This window comes from Vibrio xiamenensis (assembly GCF_900100015.1).
Classification (GTDB): domain Bacteria; phylum Pseudomonadota; class Gammaproteobacteria; order Enterobacterales; family Vibrionaceae; genus Vibrio; species Vibrio xiamenensis.
The window spans coordinates 36,588-62,044 of the sequence record NZ_FNDD01000030.1 but is presented as its reverse complement, the minus strand read 5'-3'; the positions used below and the strand labels follow the sequence as shown (position 1 = coordinate 62,044).

At 41.7% G+C, this 25,457-nt stretch carries 28 protein-coding genes; 2 read left to right on the top strand and 26 right to left on the bottom strand.

Translation table 11 applies throughout. The features are described from left to right. Nucleotides 1-298: 298 nt before the first annotated feature. The 9 genes from BLS03_RS19860 to BLS03_RS19820 all read right to left on the bottom strand — a co-directional run bounded on the left by BLS03_RS19860 (nt 299) and on the right by BLS03_RS19820 (nt 8,934). Nucleotides 299-1,021, bottom strand: a complete 723-nt coding sequence (locus tag BLS03_RS19860; RefSeq protein ID WP_218122025.1) for an AAA family ATPase — start codon at nt 1,019-1,021, stop codon at nt 299-301. Beyond that, complete coding sequence (locus BLS03_RS19855) at nt 1,011-1,553, bottom strand: ABC transporter ATP-binding protein (RefSeq protein ID WP_143015663.1); 543 nt, start codon at nt 1,551-1,553, stop codon at nt 1,011-1,013. Before BLS03_RS19855 ends, BLS03_RS19860 begins: the two co-directional genes overlap by 11 nt. 422 nt (nt 1,554-1,975) lie before the next feature. Next, complete coding sequence (locus BLS03_RS19850) at nt 1,976-3,115, bottom strand: hypothetical protein (RefSeq protein ID WP_093278140.1); 1,140 nt, start codon at nt 3,113-3,115, stop codon at nt 1,976-1,978. Between the two features lie 2 nt (nt 3,116-3,117). Further along, a complete protein-coding gene (locus tag BLS03_RS19845; RefSeq protein WP_093278138.1) occupies nt 3,118-4,353 on the bottom strand; it encodes a ParA family protein in 1,236 nt (411 codons plus the stop codon). A gap of 143 nt (nt 4,354-4,496) precedes the next feature. Beyond that, entirely contained in the window at nt 4,497-4,874 is a 378-nt protein-coding gene (locus BLS03_RS19840; protein ID WP_093278136.1) for a PilZ domain-containing protein, read from the bottom strand. Between the two features lie 51 nt (nt 4,875-4,925). Further along, nucleotides 4,926-6,824, bottom strand: coding sequence for a GlyGly-CTERM sorting domain-containing protein (locus BLS03_RS19835; RefSeq protein WP_093278134.1), 1,899 nt, complete (start codon nt 6,822-6,824; stop codon nt 4,926-4,928). An 82-nt stretch (nt 6,825-6,906) separates the two neighbouring features. After that, complete coding sequence (locus BLS03_RS19830; protein ID WP_093278133.1) at nt 6,907-7,872, bottom strand: hypothetical protein; 966 nt, start codon at nt 7,870-7,872, stop codon at nt 6,907-6,909. A gap of 17 nt (nt 7,873-7,889) precedes the next feature. Next, nucleotides 7,890-8,423 (bottom strand): type II secretion system protein, encoded by a 534-nt coding sequence (locus BLS03_RS19825; RefSeq protein ID WP_093278131.1) that lies wholly within the window; start codon nt 8,421-8,423, stop codon nt 7,890-7,892. Between the two features lie 4 nt (nt 8,424-8,427). Continuing rightward, nucleotides 8,428-8,934, bottom strand: a complete 507-nt coding sequence (locus tag BLS03_RS19820; RefSeq protein WP_093278129.1) for a type II secretion system protein — start codon at nt 8,932-8,934, stop codon at nt 8,428-8,430. Nucleotides 8,935-9,317: 383 nt separating this feature from the next. Between BLS03_RS19820 and BLS03_RS19810 the strand changes: the two genes are divergently transcribed. Further along, nucleotides 9,318-10,286, top strand: coding sequence for an IS30-like element ISVa6 family transposase (locus tag BLS03_RS19810; protein ID WP_093278125.1), 969 nt, complete (start codon nt 9,318-9,320; stop codon nt 10,284-10,286). A gap of 46 nt (nt 10,287-10,332) precedes the next feature. On the opposite strand, the gene BLS03_RS19805 is transcribed toward BLS03_RS19810, so the two are convergent. From BLS03_RS19805 to BLS03_RS19755, 10 genes are all read right to left on the bottom strand, one after another. Next, nucleotides 10,333-10,635, bottom strand: coding sequence for a type II toxin-antitoxin system RelE/ParE family toxin (locus tag BLS03_RS19805; RefSeq protein WP_025548916.1), 303 nt, complete (start codon nt 10,633-10,635; stop codon nt 10,333-10,335). Further along, nucleotides 10,623-10,880 (bottom strand): type II toxin-antitoxin system Phd/YefM family antitoxin, encoded by a 258-nt coding sequence (locus tag BLS03_RS19800; RefSeq protein WP_093278123.1) that lies wholly within the window; start codon nt 10,878-10,880, stop codon nt 10,623-10,625. The genes BLS03_RS19805 and BLS03_RS19800 overlap by 13 nt, the downstream gene beginning before the upstream one ends. A gap of 200 nt (nt 10,881-11,080) precedes the next feature. Beyond that, on the bottom strand, nt 11,081-11,608 hold the full coding sequence (locus BLS03_RS19795; RefSeq protein WP_093278122.1) for a hypothetical protein: 528 nt from the start codon (nt 11,606-11,608) through the stop codon (nt 11,081-11,083). Nucleotides 11,609-11,732: 124 nt separating this feature from the next. Continuing rightward, nucleotides 11,733-12,047 (bottom strand): cupin domain-containing protein, encoded by a 315-nt coding sequence (locus BLS03_RS19790; protein ID WP_093278120.1) that lies wholly within the window; start codon nt 12,045-12,047, stop codon nt 11,733-11,735. Between the two features lie 136 nt (nt 12,048-12,183). Next, the gene (locus BLS03_RS19785; RefSeq protein WP_093278118.1) at nt 12,184-12,516 is read right to left on the bottom strand and encodes a YggL 50S ribosome-binding family protein; all 333 of its coding nucleotides are present in this window, start codon (nt 12,514-12,516) and stop codon (nt 12,184-12,186) included. Between the two features lie 114 nt (nt 12,517-12,630). Continuing rightward, a complete protein-coding gene (locus BLS03_RS19780; RefSeq protein WP_093278116.1) occupies nt 12,631-12,951 on the bottom strand; it encodes a hypothetical protein in 321 nt (106 codons plus the stop codon). 133 nt (nt 12,952-13,084) lie between these two features. Continuing rightward, nucleotides 13,085-13,450 carry a DUF6404 family protein gene (locus BLS03_RS19775; RefSeq protein WP_093278114.1) on the bottom strand — a complete coding sequence of 122 codons (366 nt, stop codon included), beginning with the start codon at nt 13,448-13,450 and terminating at the stop codon, nt 13,085-13,087. 546 nt (nt 13,451-13,996) lie between these two features. Further along, nucleotides 13,997-14,356, bottom strand: coding sequence for a hypothetical protein (locus BLS03_RS25480; RefSeq protein ID WP_143015662.1), 360 nt, complete (start codon nt 14,354-14,356; stop codon nt 13,997-13,999). A 113-nt stretch (nt 14,357-14,469) separates the two neighbouring features. Next, nucleotides 14,470-15,147 carry a hypothetical protein gene (locus tag BLS03_RS19765; RefSeq protein WP_093278110.1) on the bottom strand — a complete coding sequence of 226 codons (678 nt, stop codon included), beginning with the start codon at nt 15,145-15,147 and terminating at the stop codon, nt 14,470-14,472. Between the two features lie 173 nt (nt 15,148-15,320). Next, on the bottom strand, nt 15,321-15,536 hold the full coding sequence (locus BLS03_RS19755) for a DUF6434 domain-containing protein (protein ID WP_039476350.1): 216 nt from the start codon (nt 15,534-15,536) through the stop codon (nt 15,321-15,323). 317 nt (nt 15,537-15,853) lie between these two features. Between BLS03_RS19755 and BLS03_RS25830 the strand changes: the two genes are divergently transcribed. Then, nucleotides 15,854-16,810 carry an IS110 family RNA-guided transposase gene (locus tag BLS03_RS25830; RefSeq protein ID WP_218122024.1) on the top strand — a complete coding sequence of 319 codons (957 nt, stop codon included), beginning with the start codon at nt 15,854-15,856 and terminating at the stop codon, nt 16,808-16,810. Between the two features lie 468 nt (nt 16,811-17,278). On the opposite strand, the gene BLS03_RS19745 is transcribed toward BLS03_RS25830, so the two are convergent. From BLS03_RS19745 to BLS03_RS19715, 7 genes are all read right to left on the bottom strand, one after another. Beyond that, nucleotides 17,279-17,464, bottom strand: a complete 186-nt coding sequence (locus BLS03_RS19745; protein WP_093278106.1) for a hypothetical protein — start codon at nt 17,462-17,464, stop codon at nt 17,279-17,281. Between the two features lie 91 nt (nt 17,465-17,555). Further along, on the bottom strand, nt 17,556-18,635 hold the full coding sequence (locus BLS03_RS19740; RefSeq protein ID WP_093278104.1) for a type II secretion system F family protein: 1,080 nt from the start codon (nt 18,633-18,635) through the stop codon (nt 17,556-17,558). Then, the gene (locus BLS03_RS19735) at nt 18,628-20,316 is read right to left on the bottom strand and encodes a GspE/PulE family protein (protein WP_093278103.1); all 1,689 of its coding nucleotides are present in this window, start codon (nt 20,314-20,316) and stop codon (nt 18,628-18,630) included. The genes BLS03_RS19740 and BLS03_RS19735 overlap by 8 nt, the downstream gene beginning before the upstream one ends. Before the next feature lie 3 nt (nt 20,317-20,319). Beyond that, nucleotides 20,320-21,051: a hypothetical protein gene (locus tag BLS03_RS19730; RefSeq protein ID WP_093278101.1), complete on the bottom strand. Its 732-nt coding sequence runs from the start codon at nt 21,049-21,051 to the stop codon at nt 20,320-20,322. Further along, nucleotides 21,044-22,285, bottom strand: a complete 1,242-nt coding sequence (locus BLS03_RS19725; protein ID WP_093278099.1) for a hypothetical protein — start codon at nt 22,283-22,285, stop codon at nt 21,044-21,046. The genes BLS03_RS19730 and BLS03_RS19725 overlap by 8 nt, the downstream gene beginning before the upstream one ends. Nucleotides 22,286-22,294: 9 nt before the next feature. Then, complete coding sequence (locus BLS03_RS19720) at nt 22,295-23,797, bottom strand: type II secretion system protein GspD (protein ID WP_093278097.1); 1,503 nt, start codon at nt 23,795-23,797, stop codon at nt 22,295-22,297. Then, nucleotides 23,787-25,211, bottom strand: a complete 1,425-nt coding sequence (locus BLS03_RS19715) for a hypothetical protein (RefSeq protein ID WP_093278095.1) — start codon at nt 25,209-25,211, stop codon at nt 23,787-23,789. Before BLS03_RS19715 ends, BLS03_RS19720 begins: the two co-directional genes overlap by 11 nt. Nucleotides 25,212-25,457: the final 246 nt, after the last annotated feature.

Genomic DNA, 25,457 nt, shown 5'->3' with positions numbered 1-25,457 from the left:
TATTTGTACCGCAAAAGGCTTCAAGTCACTACATGGATGGAGTGGAGCAAAACTAACGAGAATCAGTGAGGCATAACTGAGAGTCACCACACCAATTGCCCTGTTATCGCACTTTATGAGTGCATGGCAGGGCAATTTTTTCAAAAAAGTACCACAAAGATTTGAACCAGTTAGTGGTTATAAAGCGATGATTCGCATAAAGTTTAAAGTAAATAAATAATACCCTGATCTGATCATAGATTTCTAATTCAGTTCATTCAATTAATACCACAAAGCCTATCCCATTTGTTGATTTTTATTATTTGTTGACAACGCTATCCATAAATCGTTTTCCGTCTTGGAGAACCGACTTATATATAATAAACGCTTCCGTATCGTGGAAATCAACATTACGCATATTATCATCCACAAGATAAAGACCAGAGCCTGGTGTGGACATTATTATAGGCGAGTGGGATGCAATAATAAACTGACAGCCTAACTTCGACAAATCTACGATCCTTTTTACAAAAGTTAGCTGTTTTGCTGGTGATAGTGAAGCTTCTGGTTCATCTAAAATATATAGACCTTTACTATTAAACCTATGATTAAAAAGACTTTCCATGGCTTCACCATGGGATTTCTTATGCAAATCACTCCCACCATAATAAGTCTTTATCTCTGGGTCAAAACTAGGTTCTGAATCTAATCTTCTTATTTCTGTTGAAACATTATAAAAAGATTCGGCTCTATAGAAATAAATATCATTTGGTTTTTTATAACCCCGAGATAGAATTATTTTTTCATAAAAATCCGAATGAGTATTCTCTGTGTTAAAATTATAGTTTCTACCACCACCTTCTGGATTACAACCAAATCCAATAGCAATAGCTTCTAGAAAAGTAGATTTACCGCAACCATTCTCTCCAACAAAAATTGTTATCTTATCTTTGAAGTCGAAGGGACACAATTTACTTTCCAAGTTGGAAAGTTCCATCTCTTTCTTTTGTCTAACACCTAAAAGAAATAAATCACTTAACACCTAACACCCCATCAATACGATTTAATGAAAGACCAACACCTATTATGTCTACAATATTATACAATAAAGTACTTGCTGTCATGCTTGCGAAAACTAAATAACCAAAAATTTTCACAAAAGATGAAATGTCACCATTTCCTAATCCTAATTGAAAAACCATGAACACAGATAATGTAAATGAAAAAACCAAACTAAAAATAATACCTATTTTCTCGCTAGCCCATTGAAACTTTTTAGCTCCTAAAACATATGCTCTTGATAGCCTAATCAATTTACTTAAACTCTTATCTTGAGGTTCTCTTGCCATTTTCAAGAATAAGGTCTTATATCTGTCATTTTTTTCTGTGTATTCGGTATGTAAATCAGTCAACCGTATTTTCTGTTTTAAAACAAAAAGTGCCGTTAACACCCAAAAACATGCACTAAAAAAACCCAAATACGGTTCCTCTTTGGAAATAGCAACAAAACAAGACAAAAACATAATAGTATCGGTAATAATACTTGGTAAACTTGATAAATTCAGTGGGGTCAACCAAGTGCATCGCTTGATGAATTGAGAAGGCTTACAGTCACAACGCGGGTACCGTAAGCCCAGAGCTAAAGCGAGTATTGAACATGTTATTTTATTAGAAAATAGCCATAGAGTGCACTCTAACGGCTCTAAAATAATCGTGGGTGGCCGTTATTTATATAAACACATGAAGGTTGCTTGTATGTGGGTGTGGTCGTTGATATTTTTCTAGAAAGTGCTCTCCTGATCGATGAAAAATTGAATAACCAAAAACTCGGCTTTGGATATACTTTTAATGGCTATATGGCGCCTTATAATGTTATCTAATTAATGACTTAGATCACCGATATTAATCATCCACGGAAATCCTATAACGATTGTCTTTAGTTCTAATCTAAACTAATACACTTAAAGAAACGAAGCCCCGCGGTGCGGGGCTTTATTTATAGTGATTCGTCTAGGAATTTTTGTAGCTTTTCAATGATGTCTGGGCTTGCATCAATGATATTGATCGTGGCAGTTCCTTTCTTGGTATCAAACTTCTGTTTAACCCTGAATGCACCTTTATCGGTGTAGCTCGACCTTCTATCCGTATTCGGTGTAAGCAGTGCTTTCGAAATGGCCTGCATTTTCTTATACACTTGGTCATCGCTCAAACCGGAGTAATCAGTTTTGTCGCCCAGTTGTTCTAGGAACTTGTCGGTGGCTTTTTCCTTCGCCAAACCACGCCACATAGGGACCAACTTTTCAACAATCGGTCGGGATACGCTTGTGATTGAATCAAAATACTCATACAGGCTGTATGGGACCTCATCCACTGCGCCAAGGAGTGTCGAAACCCTTGGTGCACTCAAGTTTCGCATCTCAGCAATTTTCGCCGCGCTAAAATTAGTCTTACTTTTCAGGTTAGATAAGTCTTTACCGATTTCCCAAAATGAAATTGATTTATGGTCATTCGCAACTTCTGATCGCTGCTCAATAGTCTCGCTGTCAAACACCTCGACTTGTTTAAGCGCAACAAAAATCTTAAAAGGACGTTCAGCAAGAAAACAAGACACTGAGCGTGAGCTACCATCTACAATAACAATCTTGCCATCTTCAGGAGAAAGAAAACCTTCCGCCTCCATGTACTGACCGTCATCCCTTAAAGTTTTAAGGATGTAATGAAGGTTGTGTTCGTTGAGTGAATCCTGATTTCGCTTGTTCTCTTTAGCAACTCTTGTCGCTGTTCCTATCAGCTTGGCAGGAACGATGGCTAATACGAATTCAACAACCTCATTCTTGATTACACTTTTCTTCGTAATTGAATAGTCATAGAAGACTTCGTCGGTGCCTTTTAGCAGCAAGTCGTAGTAATTATCAACTTTCTTGATTAGCTCTTTTTGCTCTTCCGTAGGATTCTCTCGTTCCTCCGGTTTGGCATTAACCATATCCATGTAATTGTCGAAATCAGCCCCGATTTCACTCAGTGAGGCTTCGATGCCAATGTCCTGGAGTTTGTTTTTTAGTTCGCGAACTCGCTTAATTTGCTCGTTTCTTTTGTCTAAAATTGACTCTTTTTTAGTTGGTTTTTTTTCAGCCACGACTATTTACCCCCGTTTGAGTCGAATTTTTGATGAGCAAGGCTGATAGTTCGCCAAACCGCATTCAACCACTTAGTTGCTTGAGCTTTTGCACGGTTAAATGGAATCAAATCACCCAATTCTTTGCCATATGTAGATTGAGCCATTGAAAAGATTGTATGTTGGTTGTCGGCACAACGTTGATATGCCTCTTCTTCTGGTAAGTGTTCAGAAATCAAATCAGACTCACCAAAAATTTCCGTAAGTTCATTCATCGCTCTTGCGTTATACAATCTTGAAACCGACGAACGAGCATTTTCTTTCCACAAGTTCATGAAAACTTTTGAAAATTGAAGGCGTTCAATGTCGTAACCACGTTCAATCAGTGAAGTGAAAATATCAGGAAATCGTTCAAAGAATTTCAGTGTGCTGTCAAAATCAAATTCTTTCGGCGGGATTGGAGTTAGTAGGCCATCCGATGCACCGATAGATGCACGTAAGACGTTATCCATGTGTGGACCTGCATCTAAGATAATCACATCATATTGGTATTCGACTGGCTTAATTACGCGCTCATAAAGCATTTCGTGAACTTCAATACCTTGCTCTTCAGCGACCTCTGAAAGTTGTTCCGACAAGAAACCATCATCTGTTGTACATGGGATGATGTGCACGTTTTTATTCGAAGTATCTTTGACAATACTCAGTTCGTTTATCAAGTCGAGATCCGTGCTTTCCGATGCCATAAGCGTAATAGCAGACTGGAATAATGCTGCGCTACGGAAATCACCAAGGAAATGCTTGGTTGCCGAACCTTGTGGATCTAAATCGATGATAAGAATGCGCATCTGTTTGGAGATATGATCAACCGACTTTGTTAGACCATCAGCAATCATGCACCCCGAAGTCGATTTACCTACACCACCTTTTAGGTTGATGTTATTCATGACAAATGCACGTTTGCCTAGTGCGCTATAAGGTGGAATTTTGAAGTGGCCGCATAACCAATGAACTTCATCAGGAGTAAGAGCGAACTGATTATTGGCCGCACGACCAAAAGTGACATCTTCACTTTTTTCAATTTTATTCAGTTCATCACGAGCTTTTCGGCTAGATGCAATACGGAAGATACCAGCGATATCTTCGGTATTGTAAGTAATGCCAGTGTTATCGCTTTCGAACATCTCATGAAGTAAATCGCGCTCTTCACGAACTGCTTTGGCTCGCTTTGCTCTTTCTTCTAATTGCATCAATTTCATTATTGTCACCGATTAGTTCATTTGTTTCCTAAATTCCACTTCGTCGCCAAAGTGTCATTTTGTCGTTATGGCGACAATCTAACACTGAGAGTAACAAAAGGTCAATTAAAAACAGGGCGTAACTTTCGTAAACGCCCTGTTCGTCAAAATGTTGTCTCAACGAGGCTTTCGAAATACCGTAATAGCTCGTTGATAACCGATTCAGCATCAGCTGATAATTCGTAGAATTGGCATGAATAGCTGTACCCTTGGTAGCCATCCCCATAGCAATCGAGTACCGCAATTTTGAATTTAACAATCTTCCCAAAAATTTTTAGATTCAAATCGTACTTCTTGTTCTTGCGGAAATTATGCTTTTGAGTCGCGCTTAACTTCACACCGCCTTTTGATATATCAACAACTTCACATTTCAGCTCATCTAAAAAGACGAAGTGTTTCGTATAGTGAATTGAACCAGTTATAGACGCTCTAAAGCGCTTATGACGTCTCCGCTCTCGACCTTGAGGCCCGTTGTTCTCCATAGCTACCTCATACCACTAAATTGAAATGCAGGGCTAAGCCCTGCATTGTTACTATCGAGTTTGTCTCCTTAAGACTGTTAGCCCTAATAAGGCCAACAAACCTAAAGACATTGAGCCACCAGAACCACCGCCACCACTGGTGCTTTGCCCCTCATCGACAATCACGGTTTCCGTGTTATCGGTTTCAGGTGTGGTTTCTGTTTCTGGATCGGGTGTCGTCTCGTATTCATAAGAGAAGAACAATCGCCCATACTCTACCAACACTGGATGAGCCGCTTCGATATCAATCGTAGTGAGTGAAGTAATCGCGTCACTGCTGTATGGAAGACTCAAAGCTGATTCGCCATCTAAGAAGCTATACGAAAGACGAGTCACTAAATCACCATCTTCACGGATCACTAAATCAAACGGCAGTTCGCCTTCTGTTCCCCCAGTACGCTTAACTTCAATCGTGCCATCGGTGCAATTTGCATCGCAATAAATCTCAGCCGCAGCGAGTTTAGCTCTACCTACATCACCTTGTTTGTTTGGCGTATACGAAAGTGAAACCGTGCTCTCTTCACCCAACTCGACTTTACTCGGGTAAGCGAGTGACACAGTAACCGTGCCACCAGCACGAGGAATGTTACTTTCATAGATAGAGAACTCTACAGTTTCCGTGTTTTGCCCCCCAACAAATGACACTACTTTCTCTGCTTCAAAGTCGGCGCCTGCATAAGCACCTTCCCCTTCTAGCTTCACCACAACACTTGCATCGGCGCTTGTATCCGTTCGAGTGACTTCAATTGCTAGAACTTCATCTGACTCACTTAGCGCTGTCGGAGAGTCGGTAATTTCCACAGAGCCCACCGCAACGTTATTGGAATGACGCGTATTGGTAATAAAATTCCAAGTAGAGGTATCACCGACTTGCCCTGAATCGCCAGCATCAACAACACCTTGATGTGGAACATCACGAGGATTTGAATGCAGTGAAGAAAGGCCAAGATTGAAATGCAAAGTTTCTACTGAATCGACACCTTTAACCGTCGATGGATCTCCACAGGCTTCGCCATTGATGGTTAAATTTGGGGAAGAGAAGAAACCGAGTGCAGAAGGCGTATCGATGCCTGAATACATAATGCTGTTATGGCCACCGCATGACGCGGCATAACCAAGCGTATCGTCATAGTTTACCGTTGGCTGCTGACCACGCTCATGGAAAAGACCATCGGTATGACCAAGTTCGTGCGCCACAATGCTCTTTGATTCACACATTGGGTTATTCGGCCACGCAACAGTAGCAAAAAATTGGGTAGATAATGTCTCAGAACCCCATGAATTATTTGGCGCATCCATATACGTAAATTCTTCGGCATTAGGCCTTGTAAAAAAGTTTCCACCGACACCGCAAACTACCCCGTTCCCATACTTTCTATAGTAAGGAATGACATTGACTACTCTATCGAACCCAAACTCCTTCCAATCTGATTTCATTTGTTGAGAGGTTTCTTGGAGTACGCCCCCTTGAGTAGAATTCATCCCGCTGATCATAGACTGATAATCAACGACATTGAGATCTTCAGCATTATATGTTTTGCCATAAAACTCTTGATCGATTAATTCATTCACGTACCTGACAAGAGCCACTTCCTTTTTTAGTTTCACGCAATTGTTGCGCAAACTGATGTTGGCAAATCCAATTTGCTCATCAACCCAACTTGATACCTCTTCCTTGGTCGCATAATTCAAGACATCTTTAGTAACGTAAAATGCAACTCTTTGAATGAACTCTCCCCCTAACGTGTCGTATTCAAAATCACATTCAGGGAAATTTGTTAGTGAGGATGCTGACAGCGCATTTGCTTCCATAGTGCGCAAATACTTTGGCTTACCAAAAGTCATGGCATTAGCAGAGAAGGCAGATAGTGCAACGAACGCGGCAAGAGATAATTTAAAATAAGTGTTCATGATTCAACCCCTAATGAAACTGATTGTATAGTATCTAGTACCATCAAATTAAACAACCTTTTATTATTTTTAATACCTTTTATTATGACTTGGAACACTTTGTTAAAACCAATGCCTTAGCATCAATTTCATTCGGATACTCCCACTGACCATTCCCATCATCATCCTGGGTGTAGTACCTGAAATGAATTTTCCAATCTCCGCTTGCTGAATCGACAGAAGCATATGACTGGACTGAGCCCAGCTTGACGGCCCTAACTCCCCTACCCGTAAAATGTGAAATTGCAGTAAATATTTCAGGTGTGTAGTTTTGAGGGCAATTTGGTTTTCCAACAAGTTGATCCTGCCCATACAAACCAACGGTATCGAAAGTAGACTCCAGCACACTAACCGGATTGCCATCGCTATCTGTGAAGTCTTTAAAATTCAGGTCGCCAATGTCCTCGATGGTATAACCGGCGAAGTTCCAGTCATTAGTAGGCAACGCAGAACCGTCACGCCTTGTAAATGCTTGATGGACATATTCAGTGCCTGGACGGTCGAAATAGAATGTAATCTCAGTGCCTTCTGTACTGCCATTTGGGTAGTAGCCAGCTATACGATTTGCAACGCTGAAATCACCTGAATTTGTTGGAGTAGCACCCGCGGCATCCATAGTAAATTTCAGCCGGCTAACACTGACCGTTCCTGATGGTGACGCGCCGGTATCGACATCCACTACAACTGGCTCAATTGAAATCGTTGAACCCCAAGGCGTGGTGTTATGCTCATAACAAACGTCAGCACTACCATCACACTGAGTGAGCAAACCAGTATCGTAGAGCTCCTGCATATCGGTAGGCCATCTGCTTGCCGAGTTATAATCCTCTACACCAGCAATGTTTTCGATATGGTAGGCAACCGCGGCGGTGTAAATCGAATCAACTTTGTTGACGGTGATTTCAATGGCTCGCACTTCTGAATTGCGCTTTTCTACGAAAAGTTGTGTATCTAACAGGTACGTGACCGCGCCCAGTAAGACAACGATAAGTGGGTAAATTAAACCCATGGCTTACGCCTCCTTAATTAGAATGCCTGCTCCCAACAGCCATACGGTGATGCTTTATACATTCCCGCGACTGGGGACAAATGACGGTCTTGAAGAATGGTTTGGATGTAAGTGAGTTCACGGCCTTTCAAAGAGGAATAAGCGATTGGCGCCTTAGCAGCAAAGTTGGTTGTCGCCGGTTCGTCCGTGAATTCAAACTCGATCTGTTTACTCGTTATGTACTTGGGCTCAATAGTGCGCTTGAGATATTTGAGATCGACCGATTCGATTTTTGAATTTTCCAGTAAATCGGCATCTAAAAATTTACTGTGTACCAAGTCATCAAATGAAACATCCAAATCCAAGCAAGCATCATCAGAACCACTTATCTTCAAACCGTAGTAATCATCAAGTGCTCGGTTAAGTTCGGTTAAAACAAATCGAGAGCTATATTTAGCCCTCGATTTATCGCTTGAATCTCTGATCCCGAGACTGATTGCTCCTACGATTACCGATAAGATTGCGATTCCCCACATAACTTCCAGTAACGTAAAACCTTTCTGTCTCTTCATAGCGTTACTTGTGCGTTGAAGTTACAGAGTCTGCACCGACAGTGATGGTAGAACAGCCATCTAGACCTTCAGTACACGCGTCAGCTGTGTAACGAGCGTAACGGTCGGCATACATATCCGCATCTTCTGCAAGGTTTGTGATTTCAAGGGTATAAGCGCCAGGGTTTCCTGAAACCTGTGTGATGATGTAGTCGCCACCATAGATATTTGTGCCAACACCATCGCCATCAGGACCACAGATAGTGGTTGATAGTGAAGTTTTTTCACACAAGCGTTCAATGGTTGCGTTTCGGTAGTTCAGGTAAACCTGTTTGTAGTCAGCCATTGCAGCGACGACTTGGTTACTCAGTGCAACTTGGGTTGTGACTTTAGAGCTTTTATCAGCACTACCACTACCCGACGTTGCAGCGATACCCAAGACACCGATAATCGCAACCACAATCAGGATTTCGACTAACGTGAAACCGCCTTGTTTACGTTTTCGCTTTAAAGTGAGTTGATTTGTTTTCATTAAAAGTATCCAAAATAGAAAAGGTTAGTGATCGTTGTGGACGATAACTAACCCAGCTTGGATATTTAACAGTGTGAGTACTTAGTTAGGCGGCATTACAGTAGATCTTGCTAATAAGGTTAAATCTCAAAGATGTACATTAAACTAGTCAGAACATAATGAGGCTAAAAGTCGTCTACTGAAGTAGTGGCGATTCAACCGATGCTGCCGCAAACCACCTTAATCACTTAAACCAACGCATAGTAAAAATGCCACGCGTTGCGAATCACTCTTAAACAGTTTGTTAGCCGCCTTGGATTCAAGTACGAAGTGCGACACCTCTGAACATAAAAACAGTGAGATGCGATAATCATGAAGTTTGCTCCCGCCAAGAAGTAAAAAACATGAAATACACGCACCTCACTGAGGACGAAAGGTATATGATTTCTGCGCTCAGAAAGCAAGGAATTAGTACCGCTAAAATAGCTAAACAACTGGGTCGTCACAAAGCGACTATCTATCGAGAAATTGAACGCAATTCCCGATACAACAGACACTTTAAAAGGTACTCTTATCAGGCGTGGAGAGCCCAACAAATGGCTCGCAACAGGCTGAGCCGCTCGCGCAGAAATAAGCGTTACAGCGAAATCGACTTCAGGTTACCTGAAGCCTTGCTACGACTGGATTGGAGCCCTGACCAAATCGTCGGATATCTAAGAGTAAGAGGCTATCCAACAATGAGCCACGAGCTCATTTATCAGCATATTTGGAATGACAAAGCTCTCGGTGGAACCCTATGGAAACACCTACGCCAATCCACTAAGAAAAGGCGCAAAAGGTATAACTCAAAAGACAGCCGAGGTCGGCTGGCAGCAAAGCGTCATATTACCGAAAGACCTGCAAAAGCTGAGCATCGAAAAGAGCCTGGTCACTGGGAAATTGATACCGTCGTTGGCCGCGGAACCAAGCACTGTATCGTGACTTTAGTCGACAGAATGACTGGCTACACTTTTATTGGGCAAATGGACGATAGAACAAGCGAGTCGCTCAACGTAAGAATGAGCAAAATCATGACCCGCTCTGACTTACCTTTTAAGACGATAACGGCGGATAACGGCACTGAATTTCATGGTTATGCGCAACTAGAAAAACATCATAACTGTCTGTTTTACTTTGCAAATCCATACCACTCATGGGAGCGAGGCACCAATGAAAACACCAATGGTTTGATACGACAATACTTACCAAAACGAACTTCTATGTCACACGTAACACAGAAGCTCTGCAATGAAATTGCACACAAATTAAATACGCGCCCACGCAAAAGACTTGGGTATAGGACACCAACGGAGTATATTTATGCGCATCTGTAGAAAGTGTCGCACTTCAAACTTGATACTAAGCGCTCATTCCCAACGGTTATTGCTTACTCAACAAGAACTTGCGTAAATCTCTCTCAGCACGCATAACAAACAGAATAAACACCTTGTCGCCGTCTTGCTTATAGAAAACACGGCATGGATTAACGACAACTTCACGATAACTTAAATGTTCTAGTTCGGGTGGAATACGACCTGACTCTGGGAAAGTTTGTAGGCGTTCGACTTTGGAGAAGATCGTTTGTACTAGCTGCTTTGCCGCAACAATATTTTCAAGTGCGATGTATTCAGCGATGTCATTGAGGTCAGATAACGCTGGCTCAGTCCAGATTATTTCAGCCATTTTGACATTTTGTCCTTGGCTTCATAATGACTTACCACTTTACCGTCAGCTAGCGCGCGTTCACCTCGTGCGACACCCTCAAGAATAGCCAAACGATTTTGCATAAACTCGTAATCATCAACATCAACTAGATACGCGGATGGCTTACCATGCTCGGTAATTAACACTGGTTCTTTAGTGTCGTGGAGATCGGCGAGGATCTTAGTTGCTTGACGCTTAAGTGATGTAACTAGTTCTACTTTCATGAGAGCTGCTCCAAAGGAATACTAAAGTGATACTATTCTATCACTTTGAGTATAGCAAGCTCCATGACGGCTAACGCCCAATTAAGTAGTGAGCAACGCCACCACTGAACCTGACCATATCACCTTAAACACAAAACCCAACGATGGAATGAAAAATGCCATGTGTTGGGAATCTGCTTAAATTGTTTGTTATGAGTATTTTATTGGGGATATGGCTCGGTTTGCAAAATAGAGTCTAAGCGACTTTCAACTCTAGCCCTTAGTTTTATGTCCCTAGCGCACTCATCCATAAAATCATTCGCTGCACATATGATGTCATATACAAATGACCTTGTTGCAATGACAACCAAATTTGCATCAATAGTTGGGTTATAAGTATGTCGACCACCATCATGGTAGACATACTTTATGATATCAGGGTCTTTTTCATGCAGTTCCGCATCAGAGCTATACGAATGCAAAAATGCGCACCTTGCAGCATAAACATCTTTACCACGATACTGGTACAATTGCTCTGGGTCACCTTTGAGATAGCGGTTAACCCACTCATGGAAATCGGAGCGTGTTGCTCTGGGTTTATTTTCCTCGCGAGCTAAGCTAGCCATAGTATCAATTGCGATAAAACCCATAGCAATTGATGCTGTAACTACCCCTAATTCATCACATTTCTTAAGTTCAGATATCATTCCGACTAAGGACAGCCAATTATTGTTTTCTTTTTCTGTCATTCAATGCTTCCAAATACTCATAACGCCGCGCTAAGGCGTGACGTAATGCGTGCCATGCTGTGAGCGAAGCGAAACTGGCACGCGTTGCGGAATCGCTCTTGAACGCTTTGTTATGTGCCGGTACTTATTTGTAGAAAACAGCAAGCCAAACTGTGACTTCTTGCGATGAAGTACTTATGACCCGATGTTTTTCGCCAGCTTTAATATTAACGTAATCGCCTTTTGACAACGTGACAATTTGACCAGTTTTGAACTCAATAACGCCTTGTCCTTTAAGTACGATTACCCATTCATTTTCAGCTTGGTCATACCAACCCGTTTCGGGAGAACTTTGACCATGAGAAAGAATACGTTCAATCCGAACTCCTTCTGTTGAAATAATATCCTCGAAAATTTCTTCGGAAATATTCTCCGGAATTTCTGAAAAGAGATTTGGCATAGGCATTTCTCCTGAGGCACTAACGCCCTGTTAAGTAGTGAGGCACGCTATACAAAAGCTTCTGCACTACTCCGTAAACACAAAACTCACTGCAAACCAAAAATGCCACGCGTGCCGAATCTGCTTGAACAGTTTGTTATATGCCGTTGTTCGCGTCGACTAATTCACCAACTTTGACTTCTGAGAAGATGGAATTATTTGACAACCAATTTTCAATAACCAAGCGCTCTTTATCTGTTGGAGAGTCATAACGACCATCAGACATCACAAAACAATCAAACTTCCCGTGATTAGCTCCGCCGCCAAAAATTAAATTTTGACCTTCGACAAGATCTATAAATTCATCGATAAATTGGTCATAATTGATTTCACCTTGTTCCGTTATTCGACAAGTAACTTCAAAGCCATATACTGTAAATTCCCCGCTAAATAATTTCTTTCTTAATCTTCTACTACGATTTTTCGCCATTAAACCTCCTAGGCATATAACGCCGCGTTAAGGCGTGACGTGATGAGTGCCATACTGTGAGCGAAGCGAAACTGGCACGCATTGCGGAATCGCTCTTGAACGCCTTGTTAGTTGCTACTGCGTAAACATTTCGTAGATAGGAAACGCGACCAACACGAATATTATAAATGATGACAAGCTATACAAAACTCCGTGAAAAGTCCCACCACCACCTTTACTGAATGCTAAGTGTTTTGCGATTGAGCATTCGTAAGTATTTGCTACTTTTCTGTAGGCTAGGAAGTACCAAAGTGATACCAACGGCCAGACAATAAATAACAGCGCGCGCCCATTATCCTTACCTGTAAAAGCAGATGATACAAAGGGCAACAACAAACAAAGCAGATAAATCGTAGCCATTTTTCTTAGCTTACTTGTTCTATCGTTATCGTTCATAAACTCCTAAATGCAACTAACGCCCAATTAAGTAGTGAGCAACGCAATACAAAAACGACCGCATTGCGCCTTAAACACAAAACTCACTGTAAATCAAAACTGCCACGCGTTGCGAATCTGCTTAAATTGTTTGTTATGGTGCAGAATCTATATTTGTTCTACACCATTCAGTCCAACTTATATTGCATAATTTTTTTTGATATTTTGAGATGCGGTAATACCAACAACCTCCTATAAAACTACCAAATCCTATCATTGTAATAATATCAATGACCCAATTTTCTGGGGCACTATGCCAAAGCATAATCCACATGAGAAACCCCCACACTAATCCATTTATTAGACTCTGTACTACAAATACCTTCGGTGGCGATAGGAAAACTAAAGGTTTTTCAGCTGATAGCATTCGCTTTGACAATAAATTGGTATTGAACTTTGCTAAATCTCTTGGTACTCCTTGCTCAATCAAGCGCTGTTGGATGAGCTCCTTATTTTCCATTATTGCTTCCTTTTACTGAATGGCTTGATGCGCTATAACGCCCTGTTAAGTAGTGAGGCACGCAATACATTAGCTTCTGGATTGCGCCGTAAGCACAAAGTCCACCTCAAACCAAGAATGCCATGCGTGCCGAATCTGCTTGAACAGTTTGTTATGTGCGATTGCCAATTAATGACAATGCACTGACCCAGCTTTATTGTCCATATGGCAACACTGGCCTTGAGGTGAACTCTTTCGACAGCCACCGCCGTGAGCCAAAGCAGCCTGGCTTACAAATAATGTGACCAATAAAACAACGAGTGTTCTCATGATAAATTCCTTTTAGCTAACACCTAAGGTCATTCTTAGGAACTGAAATAATAGTAACTAAAAGTATTAGATTATGAGATCTTATTCATACTATTTGTTTACGTCGAGCATCTCTAGCACATAACGCCCTGTTAAGTAGTGAGGCACTCTATACAAATGCTTCTGCACTACTCCGTAATCACAAAACTAACCGCAAACCAAAAATGCCACGCGTGCCGAATCTGCTTGAACAGTTTGTTATGTTGTACTGTTTTTTATCCTGACTTCTTTTAAAAAGTTCAAGAACTTCAACCTATGCTGGCATCCTGAACAATAATAATCTAACTGTACTTTAGGATCTGTTAATAAGGTTCTTTGTGAAGAGAATGGATAGCTTTGAGGCAACCCCTCAGGCAAACCAAAATATTCAGGATAATAAGAGTCAAAATCCGCATCGCAAAAATCACAAAGCACAATTTCAGTACCAAATATTTTATATATAAAGTACTCATGCTCATCATTGTGAAGCTCTTCCAGCTCCCTTCTTGAATGACCACAGTCCCAGCACGGAGCAACATCAATGCTTTCCATTACACTATTACAAATAGGACACTTCATCTATTTCTCCGGGAACATAACGCCGCGTTAAGGCGTGACGTAATGCGTGCCATAATGTGAGCGAAGCGAAACTGGCACGCGTTGCGGAATCGCTCTTAAACGCTTTGTTAGCACTATGACGTACACTTAACCAAAACTTCGCACAAAATAAGCCCAAAGGATAATATCCCTAAAAGCATTGGGACACCAACATCAAGCAAAAACCAACGCACTAATTGACTTTTTTGATAATACCAAAAACCTCGCTCAAATCGAACCAAAGCACTTTCTATATAGCCTGATTTTTTATTAATGTCTTCTAATAATCTATTAATGTTATTTAGTGAGTTATTTTCGTTTGGTTCTCCCTGCTTGCTACCTATATATTTTTCTATCTCGATCGTAACTTCACGTTGACATGACCACCAAGAAAGTAGCGTTGAATCTAAATCATTTGAAACATTAGGTTCAAATATATGCTCATCGCCAGCGTAACTTGCATACATAGCAGTTGGGGCTTTTAGACCTGTTAATCTATTTTTATTTGCTTTAAAATCGTCAAAAATTGACCAGAAAAAATGAATTAAAAAGTAACCTAAAGTCGCCAATAAAAAATAATAAAAGTTTTCTATTTTTATATCTTCAAGTTTTACTCCCAAAAAACCGACGTGTTGCCCATTAAACGTTGCTGAGCCAGTAACCATGACCAAACCTAATATTGATGCTACAAGCAAATTCCTTCTGATACGTTGTGTATTTGAATCAAAAGGCTCGATGTTCGGTTTTATTAGAAGTTTTTCATTAAATTCCACGCTATTTCCTAAAAATGAGAGTTAAACTAATAGTGCTAACGCCCTGTTAAGTAGTGAGGCACGCAATACAAAAGCCTCTGCACTGCTCCGTAAACACAAAAGTCACTGCAAACCAAAAATGCCACGCGTGCCGAATCTGCTTGAACAGTTTGTTATACAAAATTTCGCGTGACTTACTTTGAATCTTGACGCCTAATCCACTCTTGAGAAGCATCACCCATTGTTAAACCCACCGAATTTTTCATCCATTGCATGAAATCTCGGTCGAATTTAAATTGCTCACCAAATTTGGATTTAAAATAACGACGAACGTTTTGAGTTGTCTTGTAACTATCTGTAATGACTGTACCGTCATCAATATCATTTTTATGCCAATCAACCTTTTCCATGGTCTGATTTCTCCATTTTGTATAACGCCGCGTTAAGGCGTGACGTGATGCGTGCCATACTGTAAGCGAAGCGAAACTGGCACGCGTTGCGGAATCGCTCTTAAACGCTTGTATGGATAATGACCAAGCCAAAAGGGGAAAGTGAGACCCAGGCTTTAGCGGCAACTAAAGCTTTCTATGTGGCAGTTCGATTAAACGATGGCTCCTCTGTCGAGAGACCGATAACAAACATGAACGCCCCATAGGACTCCAAGCATAAACCTCGAATAGTCGACTGGGTCTCGAACCCGCATTTCGCAAGCAAGAGTTAGCTTATTATGAATACAAACACACTTCAAAACATTAATATCGGTGTTGATACAGGTAAATCACAGCTCGACATTTACATCCGTCCACTCGATCTCTTTTTTACCGTGCCAAACAACGACAAGGGTATCAAACAAGCCTTAACTACCATCAAAAAACACAATCCGCAGCGTATCGTTATCGAAGCGACAGGTCGATTAGAAATGCCGTTTGTTTTAGCTTGTGTTGAAGCCAAATTACCAATCGTTCGAGCAAACCCTGTTCATATCAAACGCTTTGCCGGCGCGATTGGACGGAGAGCCAAAAATGACCGATTAGACGCTGAGCTAATTGCTCACTATGGTGAGGCCATTAAGCCGGAACTCACTATCATTAAAGCGAAAAACATACGTTTAATGAGTGACTTAGTCATTCGACGAAATCAACTTCTATCAATGCAAACGATGGAGAAAAACCGAATGCAAATACTACCCAAGACGCTACATTCGACCATCAAACCAATGCTTACAGCAATGAAAAATCAAATCACAAAGCTAGAAGAAAAACTCGTAAAGCTCATTGAAGATAGTCCTGAGTATCAATCTAAAAATACTATCTTGCAAAGTGTGCCCGGCATAGGAAACATCGCTGCGGCATCGATAATTAGCAACGTACCTGAACTCGGTTACATTACCAACAAGCAAGCAGCTTCACTCATAGGTGTCGCACCAATTACTCGAGAAAGTGGGCGCTACAAAGGTAAGCGGGTTATCCAAGGAGGACGGGCTCAAGTACGAACCGTCTTATACATGGCGATGATGTCAGCCATGCAATGTAATCCCGTTTTTAAGGCGACCTATTCTCGGCTTGTTGAAGCAGGGAAACCTAAAAAAGTCGCTATCATTGCATGTGTGCGAAAGATGGTAGTTATCCTAAATTCGATGCTAAGAGATGGCGTCATGTGGGATGAAAACATAGCTAAAAATTAGCTATTGACGCCATAGTCGTTTGTTAGGCTATGCTCAGTCCGCGCACTCCGATATACCAAAATAAAAGCTTGTAAGTCTTTGGGGATCATTCCGGCATAAGGTCAATTGACCTTTGGCTTCACTCCCGACAGTTAAAGTATAAGTCTTCGATATGAATGTTTTGCCTTTTCGATCTAAAACATCAAGAGTGATTTCATATTTACCAGCAACTATTTCCACATCAGATCTACCACAACTCATTAAGTCGAAGTTTTCAAGTCTCAATATGTATTGATTACCGGACTTTCCATGACAAAGAATTGGACGAGCATCTTTCCCTTTTCCCCAAGAAGCACTTGAATCATCACTGGTATCAATACCAAAGTCGCTGAACTTTAGATTCCAACTCTGCTTTGTTGGTGAAGTTAGAGTAACTTCGAAATCTTTTATTGTCCCTGACTTAGAACCTTCATTAATTACCGTGACTGGTTAATACATTGCGAACCCTCGAGATGGATAGTACATCCAAGCTTTATGGTCAACAAACACATCAATATCTGGCTTGGTATTACTTAATTTAATACCGAGTAAAGCACCAGCGATTGCTCCTGCAATTGAGCCAGTAGCACCAATTCCACCAGCTATCAAAGTCACAGCATTTACATCAATTTCCAAATTAAAAACCCCGATACGTTAGTAATTTTGAATGTTTATCATGAACATAACAACCATAGTGCAATTAGGTATCCTGTATGCTGCCCCTGTATCACATGGCAGAATTTACCAACGCGATCTTCGCCAACATATCCCCTACCCCGGCTGCAGCGACGATAATACATATCAACGTCCACCCAAACACTTTAAACTGCAGTGCCATCTTGTCCATTATTCGTCGATAGCGTACTTGAATGCGCCCAGCAGTCTTTTCAAATAGCTCTACATCTTGCCCGGGAGCTCGCTGCAGGATGGCTGCGACAATCGAGTTTTCTTCAGCATCGAGTAAACCGTCAGCAGTGATCACCGTGTATAAGTCATCACCCCGCGAAACACCTTCATAAAGCGGTTTGACCAGACTCACTGTATACTTATCCTTTGAGCCTTGCGCGAAACTTAACGAGTCAATTATCGGTACCCCAATTTTTCGTAGCAACGCAAGCATACGAAATAGGTTGGCCGACTCTATATAGCGCACGGTTTTATATACCGATAGCCGGTGAGACATTTTGTTTCGCTTAACCCCTATCCAATTCGATATGCTGGTATGCAGTATGTATATCAACACAAGAGCAATACATACAATCACTAAGCCGTAGTGATAAAGAAATGAAGAAATGTAATACCCGGCCTTAGCAATAAACACCCAGTCATCGATACGCCCATTAGCATCTTCATATAACCCCGCGAACGATGGATATTTTGCCGCGCCAATCGCCAAACAAGAAACCAAATACAGTATCATCATAAGATTCTTGGTGAAAAACGCCTTCACAAACCCTTGGCTGACGTTTTCTGGCTGAGATAGTATTTTAGTCGCTTCGTAAATTGTGCCATTGTCATTCGCAACACCAAGCAAATGCGCGGTCGTCGGGCTGAAGAATTCTTCAAAGCATGGTGTTAACGGCAAACCTTCGTTCTCAAGTACCCATACTCGATTCCAGAAATTGGAGACTCGAACAGATGGGTTATTTTTGAGGTCCCGTGCTATATCTATCGTTTTCTGCCCTATTTCAGCGAGCGAATTCCAGTCTTCAAGTACCCGAATTTCTTCGTCGCGCTTAAAGCGGTTCTTTTTGGCCGCGTTACTGCTTCGTAAGCTCTGAAAATTATCAAAGATCTGATCAAACAACTGGCACCTCACCTAACTGCTTAAATCGGTCATAGTAGCCACCTGAATTATCACCTTTGAATAGGTCTTCGTACTTGGCCACATACCCAGAATTCGTCGTCGAGATATCCCCTACTTGCTCAAATGCAACTTCCGGTGAAATAACACCATTAGCAACAAGCAATCGTGCATGGTCAGCAAGCGACTTCCACCCATTACTGACTAAGTGTTTCTTCCAAGCAGTCAGATCACCGCTAAGAATACATTCCTTGCCAAATGAATCGATTTCAATCACTTCCATTACAGGGATACGCCCTTTGATACCCGGCGCCCCTTTTGCATTACATTCAGGGCAACCATCAACATTTCGGAAACGAACCCCCTCGGTGCTATACCCACCAACTCGCATTGCCGCAGACGCAATTTGTTTACGGTCACTATCAGGCTCATCACTAAATGGTATCGAACAATGTGGGCAACTAACGCTCGCCAAGCGTTGACACATCCACACAGTCGCAAACGAGTCACTTGCTACCTGAATTGGGCTTAAACCCAAGAACTTAACCAAGTAGTTATACGCATCCATAGCATTATCAATATGGATTGTTGCCAATAGTAAGTGGCCGTTCATCGCAATCTGACAAGCGGTACTCGCCGTTGCGTTATCACGGATCTCACCAACCAAAACAACATCGTCATCCTGGCGTAACTGGTTTTTCAAGTTCGCGCCCATATTGAATTCTTCATCAGACGGAATGACTTCAACTTGGCGAAAACGCCTATTGACCGTCTCCACTGGATCTTCCAAACAGGTAATCTTTCGTCCTTCTCCGACCAAATCGAGTAGCGCGTGTGCCGTATCCGATTTACCTGAACCAGTAGGGCCGCCAATCAAAATCCCCCCCGCTTTCAGACGCATCTTTAAACGCAATCTTTCGATCAAAGATGGCGGGAAGTTCAATTGGTGAATTTCAAGGGGTTTGGCGTTACGTGGCTTTAATACACGGATAACTGATTCACCATAAGCCTGATTCTTTGTCTCGATACCAAGCGTCAACGGTTGCCAGGACACACGAAAGCGGTACTCATCTTTTAGAACGTGGGCAAAGAAAGCGCCATTCATTATCGACTTGATGTTGAACGTTTTGATGGATGCCCGAGCATGCTTGTAAATGATGTTTGTAACACTCAAGGCATCTTTATAGTTTAAAGAGAAATCAGAGTTAGGGATCAGAAAGCCATCTTCACGGAGCTCTAGCCTCATCCCTTCATGGCTGAGCATCAAGTGTAAATCCGATGCCCCGCGGCGGACGGCGGTTTCTAATATTTCATTCAGTGTCGTTTCAGCCTTCGACGCCGCAGACTCATCTTCCGCAAGTAACGATGCTTCTCTCTGAAAAAGCAGTTCACCATCATGTACTTCATGAACCACCGCATAAGGTGTTAAGAATACTTCTGCATTGGCATCCAAAGATTTTTTAATCAGCGTCACCGCTTCATTACGAGAGCGAGAAAATGGATCGCACGTATAAATCATACCAACTTGGTTGATTACGATATCCTTATTCTCGAACATGAACTCAATGAGTTCTTTCTTCGAAGTAAGCGCACCAATCTCATTTCGTTCTTCAACCAATACATACTTCAAACGATCGGCCAGAAGTTTTAACTCGTGCAGTTGGAATATTTTTTGTTCCGTCATACCCTACCCTCTGTAGCCTAGGCATTTGCTTTCACCCAAGGTATCCACGACACAAACACTTTCATTGCCAATAGAATCAATTTTTAGATCATCAAATTCATGTTCATCGTTCGTGTTCCAGTAGCTGTCACCGATCTTCAGAACTACAATCTGATTACTATCAAGGGAGAAGCGGTACCCGAATGTGACTTCACTTAATCGGGAAGTTGGCTCCGGTAACGAAACCGCTACAGGCGCATTTTTTATAACAATATTTCGTGACACTGTAACATTTTCATTTAGGTCATCTTCGTCTACTGTCTTGCTAAAATCTGGACGAGGAAATTGCGGCAGTGTTCTGACTTGTTCAGGCGATCTTTGTTGCGGAGAACGGTTGTTAACTGCAATAACATTAGTGTCCTTCACTTCTTCATCAAAATTGACTGTAATACCCGCACGACTGGCATGCTCAAGGATATCGCCTTTAAGCGAAGTTTCTTTTCTTAGGGACGCTAGTTTTGCGAACTTACCATTAGATGCATACACAGCATTCGCGACTTCATTCATCTCTTCAGGGATACTGATTTCTTTCGGCGGCGCAGTTCGGTATACGTCTTTGGCGGTTTGCACCTTAGGCTTAAAGTAAGAGAAATTATCAAGTAAACCACTACGCATAGACGCCACGGCTGCGACTGCAATAAGGACAATAACCATTAATATCAGTCGAAATTGGTTAACACTTTTTGTATTAGTCATTTTTTAGTTTTCCTACGATTTTGTATGACGCATTGAGATTGAATAATCCCTTATCGCCATGAGTAATAGAGAGTGAGTTTGCGTAGATTGGCGCCCTGTTTGTTAAAGTGATTAGATCCTGCACCTCTTCGAGTGTCAGCCCATCAACCTTTACCCCGCCAATGATGGCTGTAACGTCAGCCCCTTCGCTCAGGTTACTGATAGTAGCTTGACTGTTTTCGAAATTGCTCAAGGCCGCAGTGAAAGCAAAGAACACTTCTCTTGCGTCCATATATACGCCCTTGTGGTACTCAATATATGCTTCAGGATCGGTTTCCTTAGTGAGCGAAACCGTTGGTACAGCACCAAACTTGTAGTCAGCCCCTTCGATTACATCGAGCTTACTTTTCACGTAACCCATAGAAACACCAGCAACATTTGTGAATGTGCCGTATAGCTCGCCGCGTTCTAATTTCACTGTGGACCATTCAATCCCTTCCACCTCTTCTATCTCTCCAACAAGTCTCAAAGAATCATGCAGTACGAGAGCAAAGGGTTTACCACGATGATGACTTTCATACGCTTCGTTGACGTTCTGGAATACCTTTTTGTAAACCACCTCAACAGGCCTGAAGAACTCAACGGCAAATAAGGACATTGCCGAAAAGCCGAGAACAACAATAAATTTGAGAGCCTTATCTTTAAGAGATATGGTTCTTAATTCATTGAGAATCTGGTTTCTGTTTTGAAGACGGAAATCCTTTGATGCTTCAGTAGATGGTTTCGCGATTAACTTTCCGTTGTATTCAACTAACAAAAATAGATGGCTACTATCTGGTTGCTCATCTAACAGGTTTTGCACATCTTCAATTATCGGTATGCACGTTGAATCTGAGATGATGCAGCCTTCATAATCGCTTAATCGCGCAGTTAAATCGCGAAACAGATCCCCTTCACTCGTCAACGTTATATGCGTTAGAACTGTGTCGTCTTGTACTTCAAGCAGTTCGTAAGTGAGTCCATTCGTACCATCGATGCATTCGATATACAGGTAACCCTTATGACCAAAGATTGGTTTAAGTTGCGACTGAACCATCTCAGCAACCATCAGAATTGGCTGCTTATGCGCACAAAGCGTTACTGAGTCACCGATGATGAAAAAGCGGCAGTGCTCTTCTTCTACCCCTTTAAGCATCTCCAATTTTGTGGTGACTAGATCACGCGTTAGTTCTTTCGAAATACGGGTTGTATTCATAGTCCACCGTTACAAGATTGTTGGGGTGATCAGTACAATCGTGTCCACTGTTTTAGTTTCACCGCTGTTATTACCAAACCATTTATTGCCGAAATTCTTCTCATCACCGGCTGAACTCTTCTTATATTGGTAGGCATTGACGACAAGTGTTTCGCCGTTCTTAATGACGTTAGGTTGAGAGAATATTGATTTTGCATATTCTGGCGTTTTCGTCTGAATACCTTGAACTGTCGTCGTCTCGAAGTCAGTGAGATTTGATAGCTCTGAAGAGATTTGAAGGATGATCTTGTCATCTAAGATTCGCGATAACGTATACATAGAGTAACCAGATTCGGCGACACCTTTTTCAAGGCTTTGCGTAGTGATATCTGTATCCGCATCCGTTTCTGTTTCTACGTTCGATACATAACCCACGGAATCAATGTATTGGAATCGTGTTGGCCGGTTATTCATAGCGGTTACAGGTATGCTATTTGAAACACTCACTTTGCCCTGTTGTTCCAAAGCATTCACCAGTACCGCACTTCCATCTAAGCCACCAAAAGTCGGTGCAAAGCGGAAATAGGAACCGTCTGTTACGCTAACGCCGCCAGAACTTGTCATGTTGATTGAGCCCTGAGTTGCACTCTTAACTAGGTCCCAATTAATACCGCTGCCATTGCTGTGGTAGGACTCGAATGAAATGATCTTGACCATCAGTAATGCTTGTTTGGTCAGAGATTTGTTTTCGGCTTCAACGTAATTACGCACCTGCTTTAACGCAGACGGTCTCGCTCGCACGACCAAACTCGCAGAGGCTTTACTGGCAATAACAGAAGCATTTACGTCACCAGAGATAATTTGCCCTATGGATTTTTCAATGCTTGTCAGATGCTCCAATGACTCACCTGAGATCATTGCGTAATCTTCCAGTAAGCTAGTGATTGAATCACTTGTGTCAGAGTCGCCACTATCACCATCGGTTAGCTCAACTTCAGAATCACCAGAGCTAGAGCCCATTCCGAATTTCATATCACCAATAAGTGTTTCTAATGGGAAAATCTGGCTATCGTACTTACTCCAGATCACTTGCTTATCATCGATTTTATAGGCGATATCGAGCTGAGCCGAGATTGAATCCAATACATCCACTAGTGATGCATTTTCAGCGTTTACGTGGATCGGTGTATTGTGGTCCACATCGCCGTATATAGGATGAATATTCACAAAGCTTCGAAGGTCCGCCATAAGCTGACTTAGTGGCAGCTTGCTACTACCCATATTCAAATTGATATTTGGTCTGATCAACCATGCTGGTCGGTTATCAACTTCTTTAGGTTTGAATAACAACGGTGGTTCATCGACAAACATCGCCCCATCCGTACTCATCATCAACGCACTGATACGATCAATCTCTGCCTTTTGTAACTCAGTTCTTTCTTCATGCTGTAAGTAACCATTCCATCCACAACCGCTAATCGACGCCGCTGCAATAGACAAAGTTAGATATTTCAAAAGTTTCTTATTTTCCATTATTAGCGAGCCCTGAATTCTTAGGTACGAAGTAGATGGTTTTGTTTGATTCTTGGATTTGTGCCATCACGTTGTAGTTTTTAAATAGCCGCGAGAATGCAATTCGAGGGTATGGACCAACGACTAATTCTGTTTCTACAACTGAGATTGGATTGATGTTTACCGCCCAGGATGAGTATTCCGCATATTTTTCTTCAGCCTCAATCGGAGCGTACCCGTAGTGTTTGGCCAGTTCATAAGCGTTATCTTTTAATGTTCCGACTTTAATTTTGAATAGTTCGACTTCATCAAATGGATACTGGTGGATGATTACAGAAGACTGTTTACCCTTTCGTACAAGTCTTGCTTTAAATGAATAGCCAAGACTTTCATCTGTGATTACATCATTTACTTTGCGCAGTAGTTCTTGCTCATTTAAAGCGGTAATGGAAATGTTTTGTGATAGTGGCTGGTTGAAGCGCGTTGCCAGTTGCTGGCTCACATCGTAGTGCACAGACTCAACTTCAAATTTTTGCAACCAGTGCGAAAACACATCCCTTAGGGTTTGCCCTTTATAAGCAGTAAATGATTTTGCTTGCTTGGTTTCGACTGTCTTTGGACTAAGTGCTTTTGCTGTCGGCTTCCCTGTTTGATTTACTAATTCTTGATTGCCTTCGCTCAATTTATTCGTATTGGTTGATGATGATTTTGGCAGAGAAGCTTCGGTACCAGTTTTATTTAGAGTTCTCAGGCTCGTGATTTTCTTGGGCTCTGATCCCTTAGCCAAAACTGTCTGCTTTGTTGAACTGGTTGGTGTATCAACATCGCCAAGTTTGCTAGCTGTTAGAGCCATCACTTCATCAAACTGCTGCTTTACGGTCAGATTCTTTGTGCTCGAAGTTGAATTGCTAGTAGCTGATTTCGAACCTACGGCTTCTTTGTTTGTTGTCTTAATAGCAGTATCCACCTTCGCGGCGGCAACTTTGGTTGTGACAGATTTTGGTTCAAGTTCTAATTTGTTATTTGTCCCATTGTTTGCCATTACTTGTTTCGCCGGGAAATACACATCATATGACGCAGCTCGGTTACTAAGCATCGTACTGGTGGTGGTTGGGTAAATGGTAACTTCATTACCCACGACCAATGGGATATATGGCGTATTCGCATATAAATTGATTAACGCGGTTTGCTTGTTCTGTTTTGCACTCGTGATTAGTTTTGAAGAACGTAATTCGTAGTCTTCTTCTCTAGCAATTGAGTGATGGTAGTAGATAGTTTCTAGACCTAGATAATCAGCTAATAGTAAGGTTTGCTGTCGAAGTGATCCTTTCTCCACACGGAAATTGCTATCTGGTTCCACCACTTCGCTGTTATCAAATACAGCACATCCGCTTAGTGATGCAGCTAATGCGATAGCTATCAGTTTTAATTTCATAATTTATCCTGCAGGTAGTTAACCCCAGAATTAAATCGAATCGAAGACTGCTTTTATATGCTGCGGTAATCAAATAGAGCGGCACTGCTTTTCTTCTCATATCGCAATTGGAGTAAAAGTTACCCATTGGGTAACTATTTTGACGATGCAGCAATGTTACCCACTGGGTAACTTTTTTAGATGGTACGGCAATGTTACCCACTGGGTAACTTTTTTAGACGGTGCAGCAATGTTACCCACTGGGTA